This window comes from Caballeronia sp. AZ1_KS37, assembly GCF_023631165.1.
Lineage (GTDB): Bacteria > Pseudomonadota > Gammaproteobacteria > Burkholderiales > Burkholderiaceae > Caballeronia > Caballeronia zhejiangensis.
This window is the reverse complement of record NZ_JALQDP010000035.1, coordinates 196,395-217,616: the sequence shown is the minus strand read 5'-3', so window position 1 is coordinate 217,616 and position 21,222 is coordinate 196,395. Positions and strand designations below refer to the sequence as shown.

22 protein-coding genes are annotated in these 21,222 nt (G+C 64.3%); 10 read left to right on the top strand and 12 right to left on the bottom strand.

What is annotated here, in order from left to right:
* Window positions 1-117: 117 nt before the first annotated feature.
* The 7 genes from NCS00_RS24130 to NCS00_RS24100 all read right to left on the bottom strand — a co-directional run bounded on the left by NCS00_RS24130 (window position 118) and on the right by NCS00_RS24100 (window position 6,066).
* On the bottom strand, window positions 118-723 hold the full coding sequence (locus tag NCS00_RS24130; RefSeq protein WP_250436979.1) for a lipocalin family protein: 606 nt from the start codon (window positions 721-723) through the stop codon (window positions 118-120).
* A complete protein-coding gene (locus NCS00_RS24125; RefSeq protein ID WP_250441184.1) occupies window positions 720-1,841 on the bottom strand; it encodes an SAM-dependent methyltransferase in 1,122 nt (373 codons plus the stop codon). Before NCS00_RS24125 ends, NCS00_RS24130 begins: the two co-directional genes overlap by 4 nt.
* Window positions 1,842-1,860: 19 nt before the next feature.
* Window positions 1,861-2,640 (bottom strand): DUF1295 domain-containing protein, encoded by a 780-nt coding sequence (locus NCS00_RS24120; RefSeq protein WP_250441183.1) that lies wholly within the window; start codon window positions 2,638-2,640, stop codon window positions 1,861-1,863.
* Window positions 2,641-2,750: 110 nt separating this feature from the next.
* A complete protein-coding gene (locus NCS00_RS24115; RefSeq protein ID WP_008347214.1) occupies window positions 2,751-3,476 on the bottom strand; it encodes an anti-sigma factor in 726 nt (241 codons plus the stop codon).
* Window positions 3,473-4,045 carry a sigma-70 family RNA polymerase sigma factor gene (locus NCS00_RS24110; RefSeq protein ID WP_008347216.1) on the bottom strand — a complete coding sequence of 191 codons (573 nt, stop codon included), beginning with the start codon at window positions 4,043-4,045 and terminating at the stop codon, window positions 3,473-3,475. The genes NCS00_RS24115 and NCS00_RS24110 overlap by 4 nt, the downstream gene beginning before the upstream one ends.
* Before the next feature lie 30 nt (window positions 4,046-4,075).
* Window positions 4,076-4,516 carry an SET domain-containing protein gene (locus NCS00_RS24105; protein WP_008347218.1) on the bottom strand — a complete coding sequence of 147 codons (441 nt, stop codon included), beginning with the start codon at window positions 4,514-4,516 and terminating at the stop codon, window positions 4,076-4,078.
* Between the two features lie 296 nt (window positions 4,517-4,812).
* Window positions 4,813-6,066 carry an MFS transporter gene (locus NCS00_RS24100; protein ID WP_250441182.1) on the bottom strand — a complete coding sequence of 418 codons (1,254 nt, stop codon included), beginning with the start codon at window positions 6,064-6,066 and terminating at the stop codon, window positions 4,813-4,815.
* A gap of 131 nt (window positions 6,067-6,197) precedes the next feature.
* Here NCS00_RS24100 and NCS00_RS24095 point away from each other — a divergent pair, with 131 nt between their 5' ends.
* The gene (locus tag NCS00_RS24095) at window positions 6,198-7,070 is read left to right on the top strand and encodes a LysR family transcriptional regulator (RefSeq protein ID WP_008347225.1); all 873 of its coding nucleotides are present in this window, start codon (window positions 6,198-6,200) and stop codon (window positions 7,068-7,070) included.
* 1 nt (window position 7,071) lies between these two features.
* Here the strand turns inward: NCS00_RS24095 and NCS00_RS24090 are convergent, their stop codons facing one another.
* Entirely contained in the window at window positions 7,072-7,350 is a 279-nt protein-coding gene (locus NCS00_RS24090; protein WP_008347227.1) for a hypothetical protein, read from the bottom strand.
* 97 nt (window positions 7,351-7,447) lie between these two features.
* On the opposite strand from NCS00_RS24090, the gene NCS00_RS24085 reads away from it, so the two are divergent.
* Window positions 7,448-8,836 (top strand): FAD-binding oxidoreductase, encoded by a 1,389-nt coding sequence (locus NCS00_RS24085; RefSeq protein ID WP_250436985.1) that lies wholly within the window; start codon window positions 7,448-7,450, stop codon window positions 8,834-8,836.
* Here the strand turns inward: NCS00_RS24085 and NCS00_RS24080 are convergent.
* Window positions 8,833-9,888, bottom strand: a complete 1,056-nt coding sequence (locus NCS00_RS24080) for a DMT family transporter (RefSeq protein WP_175982066.1) — start codon at window positions 9,886-9,888, stop codon at window positions 8,833-8,835. The two genes, NCS00_RS24085 and NCS00_RS24080, sit on opposite strands and share 4 nt — an antisense overlap.
* A 138-nt stretch (window positions 9,889-10,026) precedes the next feature.
* On the opposite strand from NCS00_RS24080, the gene NCS00_RS24075 reads away from it, so the two are divergent.
* A complete protein-coding gene (locus tag NCS00_RS24075) occupies window positions 10,027-10,302 on the top strand; it encodes a hypothetical protein (RefSeq protein ID WP_250441181.1) in 276 nt (91 codons plus the stop codon).
* Window positions 10,303-10,369: 67 nt separating this feature from the next.
* Complete coding sequence (locus NCS00_RS24070; RefSeq protein ID WP_250441180.1) at window positions 10,370-10,708, top strand: cupin domain-containing protein; 339 nt, start codon at window positions 10,370-10,372, stop codon at window positions 10,706-10,708.
* Here NCS00_RS24070 and NCS00_RS24065 read toward each other — a convergent pair.
* On the bottom strand, window positions 10,705-11,607 hold the full coding sequence (locus NCS00_RS24065; protein ID WP_250441179.1) for a LysR family transcriptional regulator: 903 nt from the start codon (window positions 11,605-11,607) through the stop codon (window positions 10,705-10,707). The two genes, NCS00_RS24070 and NCS00_RS24065, sit on opposite strands and share 4 nt — an antisense overlap.
* 118 nt (window positions 11,608-11,725) lie before the next feature.
* Here NCS00_RS24065 and NCS00_RS24060 point away from each other — a divergent pair, with 118 nt between their 5' ends.
* The 5 genes from NCS00_RS24060 (at window position 11,726) to NCS00_RS24040 (ending at window position 16,176) form a co-directional block, all read left to right on the top strand.
* The gene (locus tag NCS00_RS24060; protein ID WP_250441178.1) at window positions 11,726-12,667 is read left to right on the top strand and encodes a hydroxymethylglutaryl-CoA lyase; all 942 of its coding nucleotides are present in this window, start codon (window positions 11,726-11,728) and stop codon (window positions 12,665-12,667) included.
* A 7-nt stretch (window positions 12,668-12,674) separates the two neighbouring features.
* Window positions 12,675-13,823, top strand: a complete 1,149-nt coding sequence (locus NCS00_RS24055; protein WP_008347241.1) for a CaiB/BaiF CoA transferase family protein — start codon at window positions 12,675-12,677, stop codon at window positions 13,821-13,823.
* Window positions 13,824-13,882: 59 nt separating this feature from the next.
* Window positions 13,883-15,322 carry an MFS transporter gene (locus NCS00_RS24050; protein ID WP_250441177.1) on the top strand — a complete coding sequence of 480 codons (1,440 nt, stop codon included), beginning with the start codon at window positions 13,883-13,885 and terminating at the stop codon, window positions 15,320-15,322.
* A 134-nt stretch (window positions 15,323-15,456) separates the two neighbouring features.
* Window positions 15,457-15,846, top strand: a complete 390-nt coding sequence (locus NCS00_RS24045) for a hypothetical protein (RefSeq protein ID WP_250441176.1) — start codon at window positions 15,457-15,459, stop codon at window positions 15,844-15,846.
* A 24-nt stretch (window positions 15,847-15,870) separates the two neighbouring features.
* Window positions 15,871-16,176: a hypothetical protein gene (locus tag NCS00_RS24040; protein ID WP_250441175.1), complete on the top strand. Its 306-nt coding sequence runs from the start codon at window positions 15,871-15,873 to the stop codon at window positions 16,174-16,176.
* Window positions 16,177-16,201: 25 nt separating this feature from the next.
* On the opposite strand, the gene NCS00_RS24035 is transcribed toward NCS00_RS24040, so the two are convergent.
* Window positions 16,202-16,513, bottom strand: a complete 312-nt coding sequence (locus NCS00_RS24035; RefSeq protein WP_075583514.1) for a hypothetical protein — start codon at window positions 16,511-16,513, stop codon at window positions 16,202-16,204.
* Between the two features lie 839 nt (window positions 16,514-17,352).
* On the opposite strand from NCS00_RS24035, the gene NCS00_RS24030 reads away from it, so the two are divergent.
* The gene (locus NCS00_RS24030) at window positions 17,353-18,510 is read left to right on the top strand and encodes a porin (protein ID WP_008347250.1); all 1,158 of its coding nucleotides are present in this window, start codon (window positions 17,353-17,355) and stop codon (window positions 18,508-18,510) included.
* A 64-nt stretch (window positions 18,511-18,574) separates the two neighbouring features.
* On the opposite strand, the gene NCS00_RS24025 is transcribed toward NCS00_RS24030, so the two are convergent.
* The gene (locus NCS00_RS24025) at window positions 18,575-20,965 is read right to left on the bottom strand and encodes an ATP-binding protein (protein ID WP_008347252.1); all 2,391 of its coding nucleotides are present in this window, start codon (window positions 20,963-20,965) and stop codon (window positions 18,575-18,577) included.
* Window positions 20,966-21,222 lie beyond the last annotated feature (257 nt).

Below are 21,222 nucleotides of genomic sequence, written 5' to 3'. Positions count from 1 at the left end.
GGGCGGTCTCCTCGCGCCAAAAGGTCTCCTCGCGCCGCGTGGACGTGGCTGTTCCAGACGAGTGCGAGATCAAATACGAGAAAGACGCGCGCGCGGATGCACGCGCGCCGCGCTGCTTCAGTCGCGCTGACCGGGACTTTGAAATCCCGGCTGACCGATCTGCTCCGGCGATTGCGGCACGCGGCTAAAACGCGCGGTGTCGTAGCCCATCGCGTCGAGGCGCGCGAGCATCGAGCGATAGATGTCGTCGCTCATCGCCGGCTCGCGCGAGAAGATCCAGCCGAGCTTTCTGTTCGGATAGCCGAGGATCGTGTAGCGATAATCCGGATCGACGTAGAGCGTGAGTTGCGTCACGCGTATCGGCCAGAAGAGTTGCACGCTCCATTCGCCGCCGTTGCTGCCGGGCTTCACGGTATCGACGAAACGATGCGTCGTTTCCTCTTGCTCGAAGCCGTTCTTGCGGCCGAAAAAGACGTCGTCGATTTTTCCGTCCGCGCGCAGCGACCATTCGACATGCGTGCCGACGAAATCGCGTTCCGCGAAGTACGGAATATTCGCGATGACATACCAGCGCCCCATGTAGCGCGGCACGTCCACGGCAACGGTTTCGAGCGGTCGGTTCGCTCGCGGATTCGGATTCGGCGGACTCGAACAGCTCGCCACCGCCACGACGACGCCGGCCGCCACCAGCGCCACGACGAGCGCCCGCTTCGTGTTTGTCATGGCATCACCTTTATCGGACGCTTCTCGAACAGATAGTGCGCGACGCCCCATTCGCGGCCGCGCGCGTAGCCGAACAACTCGGCCACCGCCATGTAGAACATGCGCCAGCGCTGAAACCAGATGGCGGCCGCATCGCCGTAGACGTCGCGCAGCATCGGCATGACGCGATCGCGAGCGGCATCGAGATTCGCGAGCCATTGATTCGCCGTGCGCGCGTAGTGCGTGCCGTTCATCCACCACTGACGTGTGACGCGCAAATCGTCCTGAAAGTGCAGCAGCAAGGACGCGGATGGCATCGTGCCGCCGGTGAAGAAATAGCGCGACATCCAGTCGCCGCCGTCGCGCGATGTGAAGTGATACGCAAGCGTCGCGTGCGCGAAGTGGTGGACAAAAAGTCGTCCATCATCGGCGAGCCAGCGCGCGATCTTCGCGAGCAACAGGCCGTAATGCTTCATGTGCTCGAACATTTCGATCGACAGAATGCGATCGAACGGCGTCTCGTCGTGCGCGAAATCGAAATCGACGACATCGCCCGTCACGACGCGCAAGTTGCGAAGGCCGCGCTGTTGCGCCCTCGCTTCGATGAACGCGCGTTGCCCGCCCGAATTAGACAGCGCGACGATTTGTGCGCGCGGATAACGCTCCGCCATCCACAGCGCGAGCGAGCCCCAGCCGCAGCCGAGATCGAGGATGCGTTGACCATCGGCGAGTTGCGCGCGCTCGGCATAGCGTTCGAGCATCGCGAGTTCGGCTTGCGCGAGCGTTTCGTCGCCGCGCGGGTACAGACCGCACGAGTACTTCAGGCGCGGGCCGAGGTGCGCTTCGAAGAACGCATCGGGCAGCTCGTAATGCTGCGCGTTGGCGGCGTGCGTATCGATCGCGATCGGGCTCGCGCGCAGTTCGTTCAGAAAGCGCTCAAACGCCTGCGTGCGTTGCGCGTTGTCGTTCGCATATTCGTCGATGAGACGCTGACGGATCAGCAGGCGCATGCCGGCGCGCACGAGCGCATCAGGCACGAGGCCGCGCTCGCACGCGCGAATGATGCGGCTTTCGTCGAGCGCGGGCATGTCGGCGGGTGCGGCGGGCGCGGATGAGGTATCGCGGGCGGTGATGTTCATCGGCGTGTCCTTGCTTTGTTCATGCGCGTTTACGCGGCCACGGAATCAGCGCGCTCGTCGTTCGCATGTAGTCGCGATAGCCGTCGCGCGTATCGGCGAGATGCGCTTCGAGAATCGGAATGCCCGATACCTTCAGCAGCAGCCACGCCATCAGCACGGGCGGCGCGAGCGTCGCCCAGCCCCGCGGCATGCCGATCGAGAGCACCGCGTACGCGAGCCAATGCACGCATTCGAAGAAGTAATTCGGATGGCGCGAATAGCGCCACCAGCCATCGCGGCACACTTTTCCGCGATGCGCGGGATCGGCGGCGAAGCGCTTGAGTTGACGATCGGCCGCCGCTTCGCCCGCGACCGCGACGATCCACACGGCGGCGAATCCCGCGATGCACAGCGGACTCGCCGCCTCGCGCGCATAGGCGGGCACGAAGAACGCGATGGCAAGCAGCATCGAAATGAACGCCTGCAACTGGAAGAAGCCGAGCATGTTGCGCGCGGCGTGTTCGCCCCAGCGTTCGCGAAACGCGCGATAGCGCGTGTCTTCCGGCTTGCCGCGATTGCGCCGCCACAGATGCCGCGCGAGCCGCGCGCTCCAGAGCCCGCCGCCCGCCGCGACGCATACGCGATTGACCGTCGCGCCTGTCCCGCACGCGGCGATGACGAGCGCGGCCGCGCCGAGCGAAGCGGCCCAGAGCGGATCGACCATGCCCGCGTTTTCCGTGCGCAACTGCCAGAGCCACGCGGCGAAAAAGACCAGCACGAATCCGCTGACGACGACGAGCACGGTGACGATGAAAGGCATGGCGGCTCCGCGAACAGGCGTTCACCGAGTCATACGGATGCCGAGTGCGATTGGATGCAGCGAACGAAAGATGGACGTTCGCTGTGCGAGAGTCGCGATGCGATCGATCGTCAGGTCGAACGCATCTGGCCGGTTGCGAGCACGGGTCCGGTCGGGGCGCCCGTCGGCGAGCCGCCGGGGGGTTCGTCGGATACGGCGAGCACGGCCTGCGCGCTGAGTTGCGCGACGATCTCGGGCGGCAGCGTCATCGTCGCGGGACGATCGGGCGGGAAGACGCCGAGGGCAATCGGCTTCGCGTTCGGCGGAATCAGCCACAGTTCCGTCGCGCGATTCGCGGGGATCGTGACGTGCGACGCGGGCACGACGACCATGCGCGCGCGCCGCACATCGACGGTCGCGGTCCAGTGCACGACGCCGTCCTTGCGCGCGATCGACGCGACCATGTACTCGCCGGAGACGGCTGCCGTCGTCGGCGTTTGCGGGGCTTGCCGCAGCAAGGTGAAGGTCACGCCGAGCAGGACGAGCGCGGCGACGCTCGCGCCGATCGTCAGCCAGCGCCACACGTTCAGGCTGTCGCGCCAGCGTTCGCGTTTCGGCTGCGGCGCGATGAATCCCAGATCGCGGCGGATGCGCGTCCACACGCGCGGCGGCGGCGCGATCGCGCGGACATCGTCGGCGAGCGGGGCAAGACGTCGCTGCCAGTCATCGAGCGTGTGCCGCAACGCGGGATCGCGCGACACGTCCGCTTCGAGCGCTGCGCGTTCGTGCGCGTCGAGCACGCCGAGCGCATATTCGGCGCAGCGCAGATCGTCGTCGTCGCGAGCGGGCGTGTTCATTGTTCGAGGCAGGTCTTGAGCTGCATCAGGCTGCGGCGAATCCAGCTTTTCATCGTGCCGAGCGGCACGGCGAGCCTTTGCGCCAGTTCGTTGTACGTCGCGCCGGTGAAGAACGCCTCGCGGATCGCGCTCTTCTGCTGCGGCTCCAGCCGGTCGAGACACGATTCGAGCCGCCGCCGTTCCTCGCTCGATTCCGCCGCGGCCGCGGGCGTGGGCGCTTCGTCGGCGATGTCGGGCGCATCGCCTTCGCCAAGCAGTTCTTCGCGATGCTGACGCATGCGGTCGATCGTGCGATTGCGCCCGAGCGCGACGAGCCATGTCATCGCGCTGCCGCGTGCCGGATCGAAGGTATCCGCGCGACGCCAGGCCGTGGCGAACACTTCCTGCAGCAGGTCTTCGGCTTCGCCGCGATCGCGGATCATGCGCACGATCACGCCGAACACTCGCGCCGATGTCGCGCGATACAACTCGGCGAACGCCTGTTCGTCGCCCTTCGCGACGTTCGTGAGCATCTCGTCGATGCGCTCGCGGGGCAGGCGTTCGATATCGCCGGAGTAGGTGTCCGTCATGTGCAGGCCAGGTGTCTCGCGGTGCAATCCCTATTTGTGCGAAAGCATCGTTCCACGGCAACCCGACGCGAGACACCGGCACGCATAGAGCCGCTTGAGCGCCGCGGTGCGCCGGCCATCGACGGTCAGGCAATAATCGATGAACAACTCCTGGCCTTTGCCGATCGGCCGGATCGCGCGGATGAACACGCGCTCGCCGTCCTGCTCCGCTTCGCAGTTCGGCGCGCAACTATGATTGAGCCAGCGCGCGGAATTGCCGCCGCGCGCGCCGTCGATGACCGTGCCGTCATCGAGACCGAAGAGGAAGGTATGACCCTCTTCCGCGTTCGATTTCGCGTGCATGCGCTGCGCCTCCTTCCACGACAGGCGCAGACCCTTGTATTCGAGCAGCAGCGCGCCCGTGGGAAGGTCGGCGAGAGCGAAAACGCCCCGGCCATGAACGGGCGATGTCCGGACAGTGATTCGACGCATGGTGTGGCGGGCCGCAGTGAGGAGGTTGAATATTTGAGTGCAGGCGTGAGCATCGTTATGATGTGGCCGTCATAAATCGTTGTCACGTCCATGCCCGCAGTTTCTCCCCGCAAGAGCAGGAAGCGCAAGCCATTACGCGGCTCGCTTGCGCGATATCGCAACCGGATCGTCGAAGTTCTCGGGGAGGCGCGCGGCCAGCGCGTGATGATACGGTCGATTCATGACGACGGCGTGGAGCGGCGCACCGCCGTGAAATGGATCAACCTGCTCCCGCTCGAAACGGAGTTGTTCTAGCGCTACCGGATGTCGCGCTTCTGAACGATGCGGCTCACCACCACGAGACAAACCGCGAGCAACACGCCGACATAGCCCACGACGGCCAGCCATCCGCCGTGCTGCCAGAAAGATCCGCCGATCGATCCGAGCACGCTCGACCCGACGTAGTAAGCGAGCAGATAGAGCGATGCCGCGTGACCCTTGGCACTGCCGGCGAGTTGCCCGACCCATCCGCTCGCGACCGAATGCGTGACGAAGAAGCCGATCGTCACGAGCACGATGCCGACGATGATCGTCACGAGCGCGCCCGAAAGCGTCAGCGCGAGACCCAGAGCGAACAGCACGACACCGCTGACGAGAACCGGCGCTCGTCCGAACCTGTCGGCAAGCGCGCCCGCCGTCGACGACGACACCATCCCGAACAGATACGCGCCGAAGATCAGGCCGCATGCGGTCGCGCTCAGGTTGAACGGCGGCGCGACAAGACGGAATCCCGCGTAGTTGTACACGGTCACGAACGCGCCCATCGCGAGAAAGCCGATGGCGAACACGAGCGGCAGAAGTCCGTGAAGCAATTGCGCTTTCCACAGCTGAAAATGATGCCGAAGCGTGAGATCGGTGCGTTTGACGAAACGCCGTGACGGCGGCAGCAGCATCACGAATGCGATGGCCGCGATCAGATCGATGACGCTGATCGTCCACATCGCCGTGCGCCACGAGAAATATTCCCCGAGCGCGCTCATGCCGATCCGCCCGATCATGCCGCCGAAAGCCGTGCCGCCGACGTAAAGGCCCATCGCGAAGCCGAGCCCTTCGGCTGCGATTTCTTCGGCGAGATACGCCATGGCGACGGCGGGCACGCCGCCAAGCGCGAAGCCTTCGAGCGCGCGCCATACGAGCATCGCGTCCCAGTTCGACGCGCTCGCCGCCAGCAGATTGAACAAGGCCGCCGATGTCATCGATGTGAACATCAGCCCGCGCCGCCCGACGCGCTCGGACAACGCGCCTGCGCACAGAATGGACACCGCGAGAAATCCGGTCGAAACCGACAGCGACAGCGAACTCGCCGCCGCGCCGATATGAAACTCGCGCGCGAACGCCGGAAGCAGCGGCTGGACGCAATAGAGCAGCGAAAACGTCGAGAAGCCCGCGAGAAAGAGCGCGAGCGCGATGCGCCGATACGCGGCCGAAGCAGGAGAAATGCCGCTGGGAAGCGGGCGCATCGCGGCGGTGCGTTCGTGGGTCGCCGACGGTGAAATCGAAGGGGAGGACATGGGCGTCGCCGGTTGAGAAGTAACCGGATTCATTCTTGCCAATGCGCGCTCATATGTCCAATATATGAAAGTATGCCCGGCGATATCTTTTAGCACTGGCTCGATCGTGTTCATGCAAAAGGAAAAAGAAAATGGAGCTTCGGCATCTGCGTTATTTCCTGGCCGTGGCCGAAACCGCGAATTTCACGAAGGCCGCCGAGATGCTCGGCATCGGCCAGCCGCCTCTTTCCCAGCAAGTGAAAGCGCTGGAGCAGGAACTCGATGTCGTGTTGTTCAAGCGCACCGCGCGCGGCGCGGAACTGACGCTGGCCGGACGCGTGTTCGCCGACGAAGCGCGCCGCGTGCTCGACGACGCGCAACGCGCAGCGCGAGCGGCCCAACGCGCGGCGCGGGGTGAAACCGGACATTTGCGCGTCGGGTTCACGGGCACGGCGGCGTTCAACGAGCGCGTGTCGGCGCTGATCCGCAAATTTCGCGAAGCGTATCCCGATGCGGAACTGACGCTGCACGAAGCCGCTTCCGGCGTGCTGCTGGACGAGATCGAAGCGGGGCAGCTCGATGTCGCCATCGTTCGTCCGGAGCGTCGCGTCGCGGACGTCGTGCAGCAGCATGACTGGGACGACGAGCCGATGTTCGTCGCCTTGCCTGTCGGTCATCGGCTGGCTTCGCGCCGGCGCATCGAGTTGGCGGAACTGATCGACGAACCCTTCGTGCAAGTGCCGCGCGCGGCGGGCGGCACGCTGTTCGACGACATCGTCGCCGCATGCGCCGCGGCGGGTTTCGAGCCGCGTCTCGCGCAACCCGCGCCGCAGATGGCGTCGGCGGTGACGCTCGTGGCGGCGGGGCTCGGCATATCGATCGTGCCGAAGGCGATCACGCAGGTGCGCGTCGCGGGCGTCGTCTACCGTCCGATCGTCGCGCGAGGCTTGCGCGCGCGGCTCGCGCTGGCGTCGCGGCGCGACGATCCATCGGCGGTGGTGCGCAATTTCCTCGCGCTTGCGTAGTTCAGTTCGTCAACAGTCCGCGCGCCTGTTCGAGCAACGCGGCGGCGGCGAGAAATTCCTTGCGGCCCGCCATCGTGAGCGCGGCGATCGCCGTGTCCTTGAAAAGCTCGTCGTTCGACGTGACGAGCGCGCCCGCTTCCCCGATTCGTCCCTGACGCAGCCGATAAAACGCCAGCATCTCGAACGCCTGCGCGCGCCGATCTTTATCCGCGCCCGACGCAACCAGTTGCGCCGCGCCGACCAGTTGTGCCAGCGCGCTTTCGTAGTCTGCCCGTTCCATCGTCGCGTTTCTCCCGAATCGTTGCCAATAATTCTCGCGCGTTTTGGTTCAAACTATCGCATCCGATACCGAACCGAAACAACGAAGGAGACGACGCATGGCAGTAAGCGAAGCAGTGATGGCATTGCGTGAAGCGCTCGGCGCACAGGTCGTGGCGCTGCCCGACGAATTCGGCGACCGGCGCGTCGCCGACTGGAGCGGCATGCCCGGCGCGACGCCGCTCGCGATCATCCGTCCGCGCGATACGAATGAAGTCGCGCAGGCGCTCGCCATCTGCTCGGCGCACAAGCAGCCGGTCGTCACGCAAGGCGGATTGACCGGACTCGTCGGCGGCGCGAATCTGCTCGGCGGCGAAGTGAGCCTGAGTCTCGACCGCATGAACCGCATCGTCGAGATCGACGCAATCTCGGGGACGATGACCGTCGAAGCCGGCACGCCGCTGCAAGTCGTGCAGGAAGCGGCGAGCGCGGCGGGCTTCTACTTTCCGCTCGATCTCGGCGCGCGCGGCAGTTGTTCCATCGGCGGCAATCTCGCGACGAACGCGGGCGGCAACCGCGTCATCAAGTACGGGATGATGCGCGATCAGGTGCTCGGCGTCGAAGCGGTGCTCGCGAGCGGCGAGATCGTCGGCGGGCTCAACAAGATGATCAAGAACAACAGCGGTTACGACTTGCGTCATCTTCTGATCGGCAGCGAAGGCACGCTCGCCGTCATCACGCGGGTCGTGCTGCGCTTGCGTCCAAAGCCCACGGCGACCGCGACCGCATGGTGCGGCCTGCCCGATTTCGCCGCGGTGACGACGCTGCTCACGCGCGCGCAGGCGAGCCTCGCGCCGGGCGTGTCCGCGTTCGAAGTGATGTGGGCCGGCTATCACGATACGGTCATCGCGAATCTGAAAAACCTGCGCGCGCCGCTCGCCGATGCGCATCCGTTCTACGTGCTGCTGGAAAGCGTCGGCACCGATCCCGCGCGGCACGGCGAAGCGTTCGAGGAATTTCTCGGCGGCATGCTCGAAGCGGGCATCGTGACGGACGCGGCCATTGCATCGAACGAAGCGCACGCGCGCGATTTCTGGGCGATCCGCGATGCGCCCGGCGAATACGATCGCTTCATCCCGAACTACGCGGCGTACGACGTGAGCTTTTCGATCGCGCAAGTCGGCGATGCGGCCGCGCAATGCGAAGCGCGTCTGCGCGCGCGCTGGCCGGGCGCCATCGTGATGACCTACGGCCATCTCGGCGACGGCAACATTCACATCGTCGTGGATATTCCCGGCCGGGGAAAGCAGGATCACGACGATGTCGATGCCGTCATTTACGACGTCACGCGCGAGTTCGAAGGATCGATTTCGGCGGAGCACGGCATCGGCGTGAAGAAGCGCGAATATCTTCATCTCGCGCGCCGCGCAGCCGATATCGCGGCGATGCGCGCGATCAAGGCATCGCTCGATCCGCACGGCCTGCTCAATCCCGGCAAGGTGTTCTAGCCGCGCTTGTGCGAATGCCGGTGGTGAATGTCGGGGAAGTGCGCGTGCGAGTGCGTGATTGGCAGATGCGCGTGCGGATGCGTGTGCGGTTCGTCGCCGGAATACGGAAAGTCGTGCGTATGCCGATGATGCTCGTCATGCACATGCCGATGCGTATGTTCCAGGCGCTCGTGCGTGTGCTCGTGCTCGTGCCGTTCGCGTACGTGCAGCCACACGCCGAGCGTCATCAGCGCGGCGGCGATCCAGAACGGCATGCCCGGCGTTTGCGGCCAGATCGCGAGGGAGAGCGCGACGCCGAACACCGGCGCGACCGAGAAGTACGCGCCGGTGCGCGCCGTTCCGAGATGCCGTAACGCGATCACGAACAGCACGAGGCTCACGCCGTAGCCGCCGAAGCCCGTCGCCATCGCGGCGATGACGATAGGCGGCGCGGGCAAGTGCGCGCCCATCGCGAATGCGATGCCGAGATTCGTCGCGCCCGCGACGAGCCCTTTCGCGCAGGCGATGACCATTGCGTCGGCGGTCGAGATCTTGCGCGTCAGATTGTTGTCGATGGCCCAGCACAGGCACGCCAGGGCGATCAGGATCGCGCCGGTCGTCGCATGGGCGGCGCCCGGTTCCCACGCGAGCACGACGCCGCCCGCGACGATCGCGGCCATGCCGAGAAACACGGATACATCGACGTTTTCCCGAAAGACGATCCACGCGATCGCCGCCGTCAGCACGCCTTCGAGATTGAGCAAGAGCGAGCTCGTCGCGGCGGGCGTGCTGGTCAGGCCGAGCATCAGCAAGGCCGGCCCGGCGACGCCGCCGAACGCGATCGCGCCGCACAGCCATGCGATTTCCCGAGCGCGCATGCCTTCGGTTTTTTCGCGCCAGATTCCGCGCGCGAGCAGAATCGCGCCGAGGCCGACGCCGCTGCCGAGATAGAACAGGCCCGCGACCATGAACGGCGGCATCGGGCCGAGCAGCGCTTTCGCGATGGGCGTGGTCGCGCCGAAGAGCGCGGCGGCGGTGAGGGCGACGAGAATCGCGGTGAATCGGCTTTGCATGAAGGGACCGTGGAACGCATCGTGACGTCTCGAAAGTGTAGTTCACATGGTCTGACGCCCGCCGCGCTCTCATTCTTTGCTCATTTTCGCCGCGCAGAATGCCTCCATCGACGAACAACGCAGCGCGGGAGACGAGAAATGAAGACGATCCGACATGTGATGGTGGGCGTGAAACTCCTTGGCCTCGTGACGGTGGCGCAGGCGCATCCGTTCATCGGCGTGGGCATTGTGGGCGGGCCGGTGTTCCCGGTCGCATCGAGCGTGCAGAGTGCGCCGCCGCTGCCGGTCTATGCGCACGCGACGGATTCCGGCCCCGCGCCGCTGCCGCCCGATGCGCCGCCGGTGCGGTACGCGCAACCGGCCATCGGCAATATCTCGGCGATCATGGGGCACGCGAACGCGGCAGGCGTGTGAATCGCGCTCACATGAAAGTCAAAACGATTCGTTTGTGCCGATTCGCGCGCGGCGTTAGCCTGAAACGATGAACAGCACAATCGACTACGCAGCCATCGCCGATGCCGCGCGCGATGGCTACATGAATCGCGTCATCGCGAACGTCAACGATCACGACGTCCATGTCAGCGTGATGGACGCGCCGTATCGATGGCACTTTCATCCGAACTCCGACGAGACTTTCGTGGCGGTCGAAGGCACGCTCGTCATCGAGTTCGAGGAAGGCGCCGTCGAATTGCGCGCCGGGCAATTGCTGACCGTGCCCGCGGGCAAGCCGCATTGCACGCGCCCGGGCGGCGCGCGTTCGGTGAATCTGACGATCGAGAAAAAGGACACGCAAACCGTGTTCTGCGACGCGCCCGCCTAACGCGCCGCACGCGTTTCGAGATGCTCGACGAGCCGCCTCGCGGCCGGCTGCAACGCCTCGAAGTCGCGAAAACATACGACGAAGCGGCGCTTCGCGAACGCATCGGAGAGCGGCACGGCTTCGATGCCGAGCGCCTGCCGATACGTTCCGGCGACTTCCATCGGCACGACGCTGATGCCGAGCCCCGCCGCGACGACGCGAAACGCCGCATCGAAACTCGACACGATCACGCGATACGACATCGACTTGCCCGCTTGCGCCGCCGCGCGCTGAAGCATCGTATGCACGGCGGTCGCGGGCGGCAGACCGACGTGCTCGAATTCCAGCGATTCCTCGAAGCTCACCGAACGCCGCTTCGCGAACGGATGATCCGCCGGCACCGCGAGCGCGAGCCGGTCGTGCCGATAAGCGCGATGTTGCAGCCCGTGCAGATCGACGCTGTCCCAGCACACGCCCACCGACGCCACGCCTTCGCGCAACTGCCGCACGAGATCGTTCGATAGCCGTTCTTCGACATCGACCTTGATGTTCTTGTTGGACGGCTCGCGCATGAACGACGCGATATCGTCGAGCAACGCTTCCGCAATCGCCGATGCCGACGCGCAAATGCTCACGCGCCCCATGAGACCGCCGCCGAACGCGGCGACGTCGTTGGCGATGCGTTCCATCGTGAACAGCACGCTGCGCGCGTGTTCGAGCAGCGCGATGCCCGCGGGCGTCGGTTCGACGCCGCGCCGCGAGCGCGACAACAACGGCACGCCGAGCGATGCTTCCAGTTGCGCGATGCGCTTGCTGATCGCGGATGGTTCGATATGCGCCTCGTGCGCCGCGCGCGCGATGTTCTGGTGCTCGCAGACCGTCACGAAGAGACGCAGCGTTTTCAGATCGATATCGCGCATGTGACTGGATTCCTCTGACGTTCCGAACGGGAAGCACGAGCCTTCCAAATTACCGCTTTTAGGCCATTTGCGGAATCTCTAAAGTCGAGACCATACACATAAGACCGGAGACAAAGCCATGCCCGCGTTCCCGCAGAACGCCGTAATCCGCGAAGTCGGCCTGCGCGACGGCCTGCAGAGCATTCGCACGATCGTGCCGACCGAACGCAAGATCGAATGGATCGGCGATGCCTACGCCGCCGGTCAGCGCGAAATCGAAGTCGGTTCGTTCGTGCCCGCGCGCCTTCTGCCGCAACTCGCCGATACCGCCGAACTCGTCGCCTACGCAACGACGCTGCCGGGCCTGCTGGTCTCGGTGCTCGTGCCGAATCTGAAAGGCGCGGAGCGCGCCATCGAAGCGCGCGCCGATCTGATGCTCGTGCCGCTTTCCGCGAGCCGCGCGCACAGTCTCGCCAATCTGCGCAAGACGCCCGAGGAAGTCGTCGATGAAGTCGCGCGCATGCGTGCGGCGCGCGATGCGTCGGGCGCGAAGACGCTGATCGAGGGCGGCATCGGCACGGCGTTCGGCTGCACGATTCAGGGCCGCGTCGATCACGCCGATGTGCTGCGCTACATGCAGGCGCTGCTCGATGCGGGCGCGGACCGCGTGAGCATCGCCGATACGGTTGGATACGCCGGTCCGCGTGCGGTGCGCGAGCTCTTCGAGAAGGCGCGCGACATCGCCGGCGAGCGCTTCTGGTGCGGCCACTTTCACGACACGCGCGGCCTCGCGCTCGCCAATGTCTACGCCGCGCTCGAAACCGGCGTCGCGCGTTTCGATGCGACGCTCGCGGGCATCGGCGGCTGTCCGCATGCGCCGGGCGCGAGCGGCAACGCGTCGAGCGAAGACCTCGCGTTCATGCTCGCCGATATGGGCATCGAGACCGGCATCGATATTTCAGCGTTGCTGGACGTGCGCGCGAAACTCGCGCGCTGGCTCGACGGCGAAACGCTGCACGGCGCGCTCGCGCTCGCGGGCTTGCCGGTCAATCACGAATCGAAAACTGCAATCGAAGCCTGAGGACGTCATGAGTCATTCAACCCTGCCGCTCGAAGGCGTGCGCGTGATCGAGTTCACGCATATGGTGATGGGCCCGACCTGCGGCATGATCCTCGCGGATCTCGGCGCGGAAGTCATCAAGATCGAGCCGCCCGGCGGCGACAAGACGCGCAATCTGCCGGGTCTCGGCATCGGCTTCTTTCGCTCGTTCAATCGGAACAAGAAGAGCGTCGTCATCGACATCAACACGGAAGAAGGGCGTGACAGCGCGCTCGAACTGATCGGCGCATGCGATGTGCTGCTCGAAAATTTCCGCCCCGGCCTCATGACGAAGCTCGGTCTCGACTACGAAACCTTGTCGAAGGCGCACCCGAAACTGATCTACGTGTCGCACAAGGGCTTTTTGCCGGGGCCGTACGAGAAGCGACTCGCGCTCGATGAAGTCGTGCAGATGATGGGCGGCCTCGCCTACATGACCGGTCCGGCGGGCAGGCCGCTGCGCGCGGGAACGTCGGTGAACGACATCATGGGCGGCATGTTCGGCGCGATCGGCGTGCTCGCCGCGCTGCGCGAACGCGATCTCACCGGACGCGGCCAGGAAGTGCAGAGCGCGCTCTTCGAGAACTGCGTGTTTCTCTCCGCGCAACACATGCAGCAATACGCGATGACGCGCGAAGCGCCGCCGCCGATGCCGTCGCGCGTATCGGCATGGAGCGTGTACGACGTATTCACGCTGGCCGAAGGCGAGCAGTTGTTCATCGGCGCGGTGAGCGACAAGCAATTCGTTACGCTTTGCGATGTGCTCGAACGTCCCGATCTCGCGCAAGCGCCCGAGTTCGCGACCAATGCGATGCGCGTCGCGGTGCGGCCGCAATTGCTCGCGCGGCTCGGCGAGATTCTCGCGGATCACCGCGCCCACGAGCTCGCGCCGAAGCTCGAAGCGGCCGGCATTCCCTACGCGCCGATCATGCGCCCCGAACAGTTGCTCGACGATCCGCATCTGAAAGCGAGCGGCGGACTCGTGCCGATGCAGACCGACGACGGCGGCACGACCGACGTGGTTTTGCTCCCGCTCACGATGGGCGGACGCCGCCCCGGCGTGCGGCAGCCGCTCGCGCGCGTCGGCGAGCACACGGACGAAGTGCTCGGGCAACTGACGAAACGCGTCACGGCATGAGGCATTGCGACAGGCGCATATAAAAAACACGCGCCGTCGCCAACACAGGAGACAGGACAATGCAGCCCACTTTCAGCGCGGTCGCCGAGCCGCTCGCAACGCCCGACGTTCGCGTCGCCACGACGCCCGGCGCGCAAATCTCCGCGCGCATGGATCGACTGCCGATCACGCGGCATCTCTGGATGCTCGTGTTGCTCATCTCGCTCGGCGGCTTTTTCGAAATCTACGATCTGATCTTCACCGGCTATATCGCGCCGGGCATGGCGAAGAGCGGACTTTTGCAGACGACGACGCATGCGTTCTTCGGCTTCACCGGCATTGCGGGATTCATCGCGGCGACGTTCGCGGGCTTGTTCATCGGCACGTTCTTCTTCGGCTGGCTGCCGGACCGCTACGGGCGGCGCAGCGTGTTCACGTTCTCGCTGCTGTGGTACTCGATCGGCTCCGCGATCATGGCGTTCGAGACGAGCCCCGAAGGCGTGATCTTCTGGCGCTTCGTGACGGGCATCGGGGTGGGCATCGAAATCATTACGATCGACAGTTACGTGACGGAACTCGTGCCGCAGCACATGCGCGGCCGCGCGATGGCCTTCAATCAGATGGTGATGTTCGCGGCGGCGCCCGTCGCCGCGCTGCTTTCATACTGGCTCGTGCCGGAAACCGTGTTCGGTCTCGATGGATGGCGCGTCGTCGTGCTCGCGGGTTCGGTCGGCGCGGTGATCGTGTGGTTCATCCGGCGCGCGGTGCCGGAAAGCCCGCGCTGGCTCGCGATGCATGGCCGGCTCGAGGAGAGCGAACGCGTCGTCGGCAACATCGAGCGCGTGGTCGAGCGCGAATCGGGCGCCGCATTGCCGCCGCCCGCGCCTGTCGTCGAGCAGCCGGCGCATCGGCGGGCGTCGCTCGGCGAGCTGTTCGTCGCGCCGTATCGCTCGCGTCTCGTGATGCTCATCGTCTTCAACTTCTGTCAGGCGATCGGGTACTACGGCTTCGCGAACTGGGTGCCGACGCTCTTGATCGGGCAGGGCATCACCGTGACGAAGAGCCTGCTGTATTCGTTCATCATCGCGTTCGCGCTGCCGCTCGGACCGCTCTTCGCGATGTTCTACGCCGACCGCGTGCAGCGGAAGTATCTGATCGTCGGCGGTGCGCTCGTCGTGATCGCGAGCGGTCTCGCGTTCGGGCAGATGAAATCGCCCGTTGCGCTCATCGCGCTCGGCGTGCTGATCTCGCTCGCCGGCCAGACGATCTCGGTCTGCTATCACGCGTATCAGACCGAGCTTTTTCCCACGGCCGTGCGCTGCCGGGCGAGCGGAATCGTCTACTCGGCGAGCCGCGCGGGCGCGATGATGTCGGGCTTCATCATCGCGTCGCTGCTGAAGGATTTCGGCGTGCCGGGCGTGTTCATCGGCATTACGGTTTGCATGCTGCTCGTGGCGCTGGCAATCGGCCTGTTCGGTCCGAAGACCAACGGGCTGCGGCTCGAGGAGCTGAACCGGTGAATCAGGTGACGCGCGCGCGTGCGTTCGAAACGCAGTGCAATCGGACATACGTTCGGGCTCGCGGCATCCTATGCTGAAGCGGGATCAACTCCTGCTGCGCGTCGCTCCAGGCGAGCGACGCGGGCTTGAGTCAAATGAACACGCAACTCAGTGAACAATGCAGGGCGCGGCTGTATCGGCTGAAGTTCGAGACGCCTCTGGAAAGCGTCGCTTTCGTGCTCGCCGATAGCCGCGAGGCCGCTTGGCGCATCGGCAAGACGGTGATGGCGGTGGTGCACGGCGTCGGCATACAGAACGTCTCGCTGCACGATATTCGATCGTTTCGCGAACTCGTGAGCGCTGGCGTCAGCGATGACCAGGACATGCGTATCTTCGAGTTCGCCGTCGCGGGCGGAAAGGTCGCCCATTGGACGCACGCGCCTTACTTCTTCACCGACGACGCCACGCTGCTCGGCAAATGGGCCGAACTGCGCGCCGATCTCGCCGCCGACATCGCGCGCACGGCGCTTCGACGCGCGAAGTAGCAGCGCTTCGAACGGGTACATCTCATGCTGGAAGCACGTCATATCCACGGCGCGCACGGGGGTGTCCGGATGATACGGTCGTACAACCACAAGGGCTTCGTGCTCGAAGTCGCGATCGAAACGAGCAGCCGGCTCGTGCCGCCGCCGGGCGAATTGCGCTATCTGGCGATCGTGACGATCAGCCGTTCCGGAAGGCCGGTCACTGCGTTCTCGCCACTCCTGATCGAGAACACACGCTATTCGAATTTCGCATCCGCCGAGGACGCGCTGATGAGCGCGCACACGCAGGCGCGCACGCTGGTCGACGAGTGGGTGCGGGCGACACTATAAATAGGCGCCGCGCGACGACCCCGGATCAGGCAGCGACGCGCCGGTTCTGTTGCCCTTCCTGCGCGTCGGCAGCGGTGGCGAGCGCGTTGTCGAGTAACGCGAGTTTGCGTTGAAGCGATGCTACACGCTGACTTTGCGACGGGACGAGGTCGTACTCCGCGTCCAGTTGCGAAATCCGCATATCCCAATAGCTGGCGGGAAGGCGATCGGAAGCCGAGTTCCCTTCGACGACACTCGAGAGAATCATTTCGAGATGCAGAAGCTCGCGTTCAGCGAGCTGAGCGGGCCGCCGCTGTCGAAATGCTGGGACGGTCGTGGCATTGGCGCTTCTTTTCATGTGGCTATATCCGGCTAGATTTTACAGAGGCCTCTATTAAAGCAAGCAGCGTTCCGCAGAGGCGATTCAAGCTCCTTCAGATTGTTTCGAAATGAAACGAGCAGAACGCCCGGTCCCGTTCTGTGCGGTAGCAAACGTTTGCGCGACGGTTACATTTAGTGAAGAACTTGTTCGCGAATTTCCGAAATTTGCCGTCACAGGCCGTAATTTCGTCGCCTGATTTGCCCGTCTATCTCGCGCAAAATTTTCAAAACATCGAGATATTTAGAGAAACATATCGCGTTACTCATTGATTCGATTCATCTAAATGCGATTCGTTCCGTTCGCGGTGGGCGCGTAACCTTTACGGTCGGCATCAAGAATCGGGAAAATCGTTCGGGTACTTCGGGTAACTGAGTGATTTCGACGGCCGCTGTTCTGAGACCGTCTAAAGCGCTCGGATTAATCGCCGCGTCGGGAATAAAAACGGAGCGGCTCCCTCTCGCGAAACCGCTCCGTGTCCTCGAGATATCTGCGTGGAGATCTTCAGACCCGGGAAGCTTAGCAAAACGCCTCGGCCGCTATAAACCGCATGCGACGCAATGGACTTCTCCAGAATGCGCAGTAATAACGTCGTCGATGTGCAACAGCCATTTGGATTATCTGAGCGCCGAATCGCCGCTAAGCACTTGACCTTAAAAGATTATGAAGGGATCTGCACGCCGGTTCGCAGAATCAGCAAATGATTATTGCGCCGGATACGCGGTCACATTCAAGCGCCCGTCGCATACAGTGTGTCCCAGTTTCCCGGGCTCTTTCAGTCCCTGGAAGCTTTCGCATTAAACAGGACACAGAGAACCATGAAAAAAACCCTTCTCATCGCGGGCATTCTCGGCACCTTCGCAGCAGCAGCTCACGCTCAGAGCAGCGTCACGTTGTACGGCACGCTGGATGCCGGTCTCGTCTATACGAACAACGCCGGTGGCCATAACAATTGGCAGCAAGGCAGCGGCGCGGTTTCGGATACTTACTTCGGCCTGAAAGGCAGTGAAGATCTCGGCGGCGGGTTGCACGCGCTCTTCAAGCTGGAGAGCGGCTTCAACCTCAATAACGGCCGCTATACCGAAAACAGCACGATGTTCAACCGTCAGGCATATGTCGGCCTTCAGCACGATCAATTCGGTACGATCACGCTCGGCCGTCAATATGATTCGATGGTCGATTATCTGTCGCCGCTCGCCGAAGCAGGCGCGGGCTATGGCAATAACCTGACGGCGCATCCGTTCGACAACGACAATCTCGATCACTCGTTCTCGATCCGCAATTCGGTGAAGTATCAGAGCGCGAATTACGCGGGCTTCAAGTTCGGCGGCCTGTATGGCTTCTCGAACGACGCAGGCCAGTTCGCGAACAACCGCGCATGGAGCGCCGGCGCGTCGTACGGCAACGGCCCGCTGAACTTCGCCGCGGCCTACTTGCAGACGAACAACTCGCGCAACAACGCGAACACGGGCGGCGCGGTGTCGGCGGGTCAGGGCAACAACGCGAATCTGACGGCTGAACTGCAGCGCACGTTCGGCGCGGGCGTGAACTACACGTACGGCCCGGCGACGGTCGGCTTCGTGTGGACCAACACGCACTACGACAACCTGCTCGCCGCATCGCAAGGCGGCACGACGTTCGCGCTGCCGGGCAACTCGAATCTGCACATGAACAACTTCGAGCTGAACGGCCGCTATCTCGTGACGCCGGCATTGAGCCTCGACGCCGCGTACACGTACACGGACGGCAAGGTGACGGGCGCGAACGGCTCGGGCGATCCGAAGTGGCACACCGTTTCGCTGCAGGCTGACTACTCGCTCTCGAAGCGCACCGATGTGTACGTCGAAGGCGTGTACCAGCATGCGTCGGGCGAGCTGGGCAATGCGGGCGCCAACGTCGCGATGATCAACACGCTGTCGCCGTCGTCGACGCAGAATCAGGTCGCGGCGACCGTGGGCCTGCGTCACCGCTTCTAAGCGCAGCGTCGTAGGAAAAAGAACGGCCGCGATCCACAAGATCGCGGCCGTTTTGCATTGCGCGTTACTTCTTGTCCTGCTCCGAACGTTTGATGAGCTGGCCGATGTCGTGCCCCGCGCCGCCCGTGCCCGCGGCGAGCCGCGCCAGCGCGGTCGCGGCCGTATCGCGCCGCACGCCGCTTTCGGGGCGGAACTGCTTCGGCAGCGCCATATAGAAGGTCGCCCCGCCATCGGGCGCGCCTTCCGCCCATGCCTTGCCGCCATGCCGCTCGATGATGCGCCGCACGTTCGCGAGCCCGATGCCGGTGCCGTCGAACTTTTCGTTGACGTGCAGACGCTGGAACACGCCGAAGAGCTTGTCGACATAACGCATATCGAAACCGATGCCGTTGTCGCGCACGAAATAGACGACATGCCCGATCAGCTCGCCCACGCCATCGTGCGCGCCGACCTCGATCGTCGGCTCTTCGCGTTGCGCGCTGAACTTCACCGCGTTCGACATCACGTTCGCGAACGCGACATGCAGAAACACGTGATCCGCTTCGACGCGCGGCAACGCGTCCACCTTCCAATGCACGCGTGCGGACGATTGTTCGTCGATATCGTTCTGAATCACCGTATGCACCAGCGCGTGGACGTCGACCGTGTGCGGACGCAGCGCCGCGCGGCCGAGTTGCGCGAACGACAGCAGATCGTCGACGAGACGCCCGCCGAAACGCGCCGACGTCACGATGCGCTCCAGATAGCCGCGCCCGCGCTCCGACAGCTTTTCGCCGTCCATCTGCTTTAGCAGGTCCGCGAAACTCACGATATGCCGCAGCGGCGCGCGCAGATCGTGCGACACCGTGTATGAAAATCCTTCGAGTTCGTGATTCGCGCGCCCGAGTTCCGTCGCGAGCTGCGCAATTTCCTCCGCGCGCCGCAACACGATGCCGAGCACGGCGGCGCGAAATTCCAGCGCGATCTCGCGCTCGGCGGGTCGCCACGGCAGCGAGCGGCCGCGCACGACATCGGTCCAGGTATCGAAGCTCACGCGCGGCGAAAGCGACGCGGCGAGGCCCGTCAGCTTCGCGCGCGGATCGCCCGCCCATTCGATCGTCTGCACGACTTCGCGGCGAAACCAGATCACGTAATTGCGGTAGATCTTCGAGATCGACACCGCGAGAAAGCCCGCGACTTCGGGCGAATCCGCGAGCGCTGGGCAATCCTGCGAAGCGCGGTCGGACATCACGACGTCCTCGCTCTGATTGTCGAGCCAGTCGACGAGCGCCGTGACGCTGTGCGCGCTCGGCGTCACGCCGATGAGCGACGTGCGTCCTTCGAAGATCACGGCCGCGCCCGACGAGCGCGTGAAGCCGAGCAGATCGGAGGCGTCGCTGACGAGCGCTTCGACGAAGCTGTCCGTGTTCGCCATCGACGACAGCAGCTTCGAAAGCATGCGGCGCAATTCGAGCCGGTAATGCGCTTCGGCCTGCGTCTCGCGCGCTTCGATCTGCAGCGAGACGATCTGCGCGACGTGCTCGCACGCAGTGCGGACTTCGAACGGCGGCAGACGCGGCGTCGCGTGATGACAGGAAATGAGGCCCCAGAGCTTGTCGTCGACGAGAATCGACATGGACATCGACGCGAGCGTGCCCATGTTGCGCATGTATTGCAGATGCACGGGCGACACGCTGCGCAAGGACGCGTACGTGAGGTCGGTCGGGCGGCCCGTCGCCGGATGCAGCGCGGGCACGAGCGGCGCGGCTTCGTAGTTCGCGTTCGATATGAGCCGAATGCGATTCTTGCGATACAGCTCGCGCGCCTGCGCGGGAATGTCCGATGCCGGAAAGTGCTGCTTCAGATACGACGGATAGCCCGGCTCGACGCTTTCCGCGAGCACGTTGCCGTTGCCTTCCTCGTCGAACTGATAGACGAGCGTGCGGCCGAAACCCGTGATGCGCGCGATCTCGTTCGCGGCGAACTGGCAAATCTGCTCGACGGTGTGCATCGATTGGACATCGCTCACGAAGGAGCGCACGAGCGGATACATCGTCGAGAAGACGTCGGCGGTGTCGCGCGCCGGCTCCACTTCGACGAACAATAGCCCGTCATGCCGATGCACGACGATCGCGACGGGACCGTCCGGCGTCCATCCGTCGAGCACGACGTTGCCGACGTGGATCGCCGCGCCGTCGCGCGTGAGTTGCTTCAGTCCCGCGCTCGCACGTTCGGCCGCGTGCTGGCCGAGCACCGTCGAGAGCGCGCGGCCGAGACACGCTTCGGGCGCGATGTGCGCGAGCTGCGCGACGTTGGCGCTCGCCTGCAGGATGTGGCAATGCGCGTCGACGCTGAAGAGCACGCCGTGAGGCTGAATGCCGCCGGGAATGTGGATCGGCTCGCGCGCGCATTGCGCGTAGACCGATGCATCGAGCGAAGCGGAATCGGTGATTTCTGCGTTGGAGGTTTTGTCCATCCTCGTCCTGACAATGCGGTTCGGCTGCTCATCGCGCCGATCATCTCCGAATCATAGATGCGTTGCGCGGTCGGAAGAAAGGCCAATGTCGCTGCGGTGTTTTCTACTGGCTCGGCCGTTCGCGTCGAGTCATTTCTACGCGCGTTCGCGACGCTAACAGGTACGGTGCGAGCATCTTTCTCTTGCGACCGGTCATGCGCGCCCGACGCATGAAACGTTCCGCTCCGTGCGCTGATAACATGCGGGGCCAACCTACG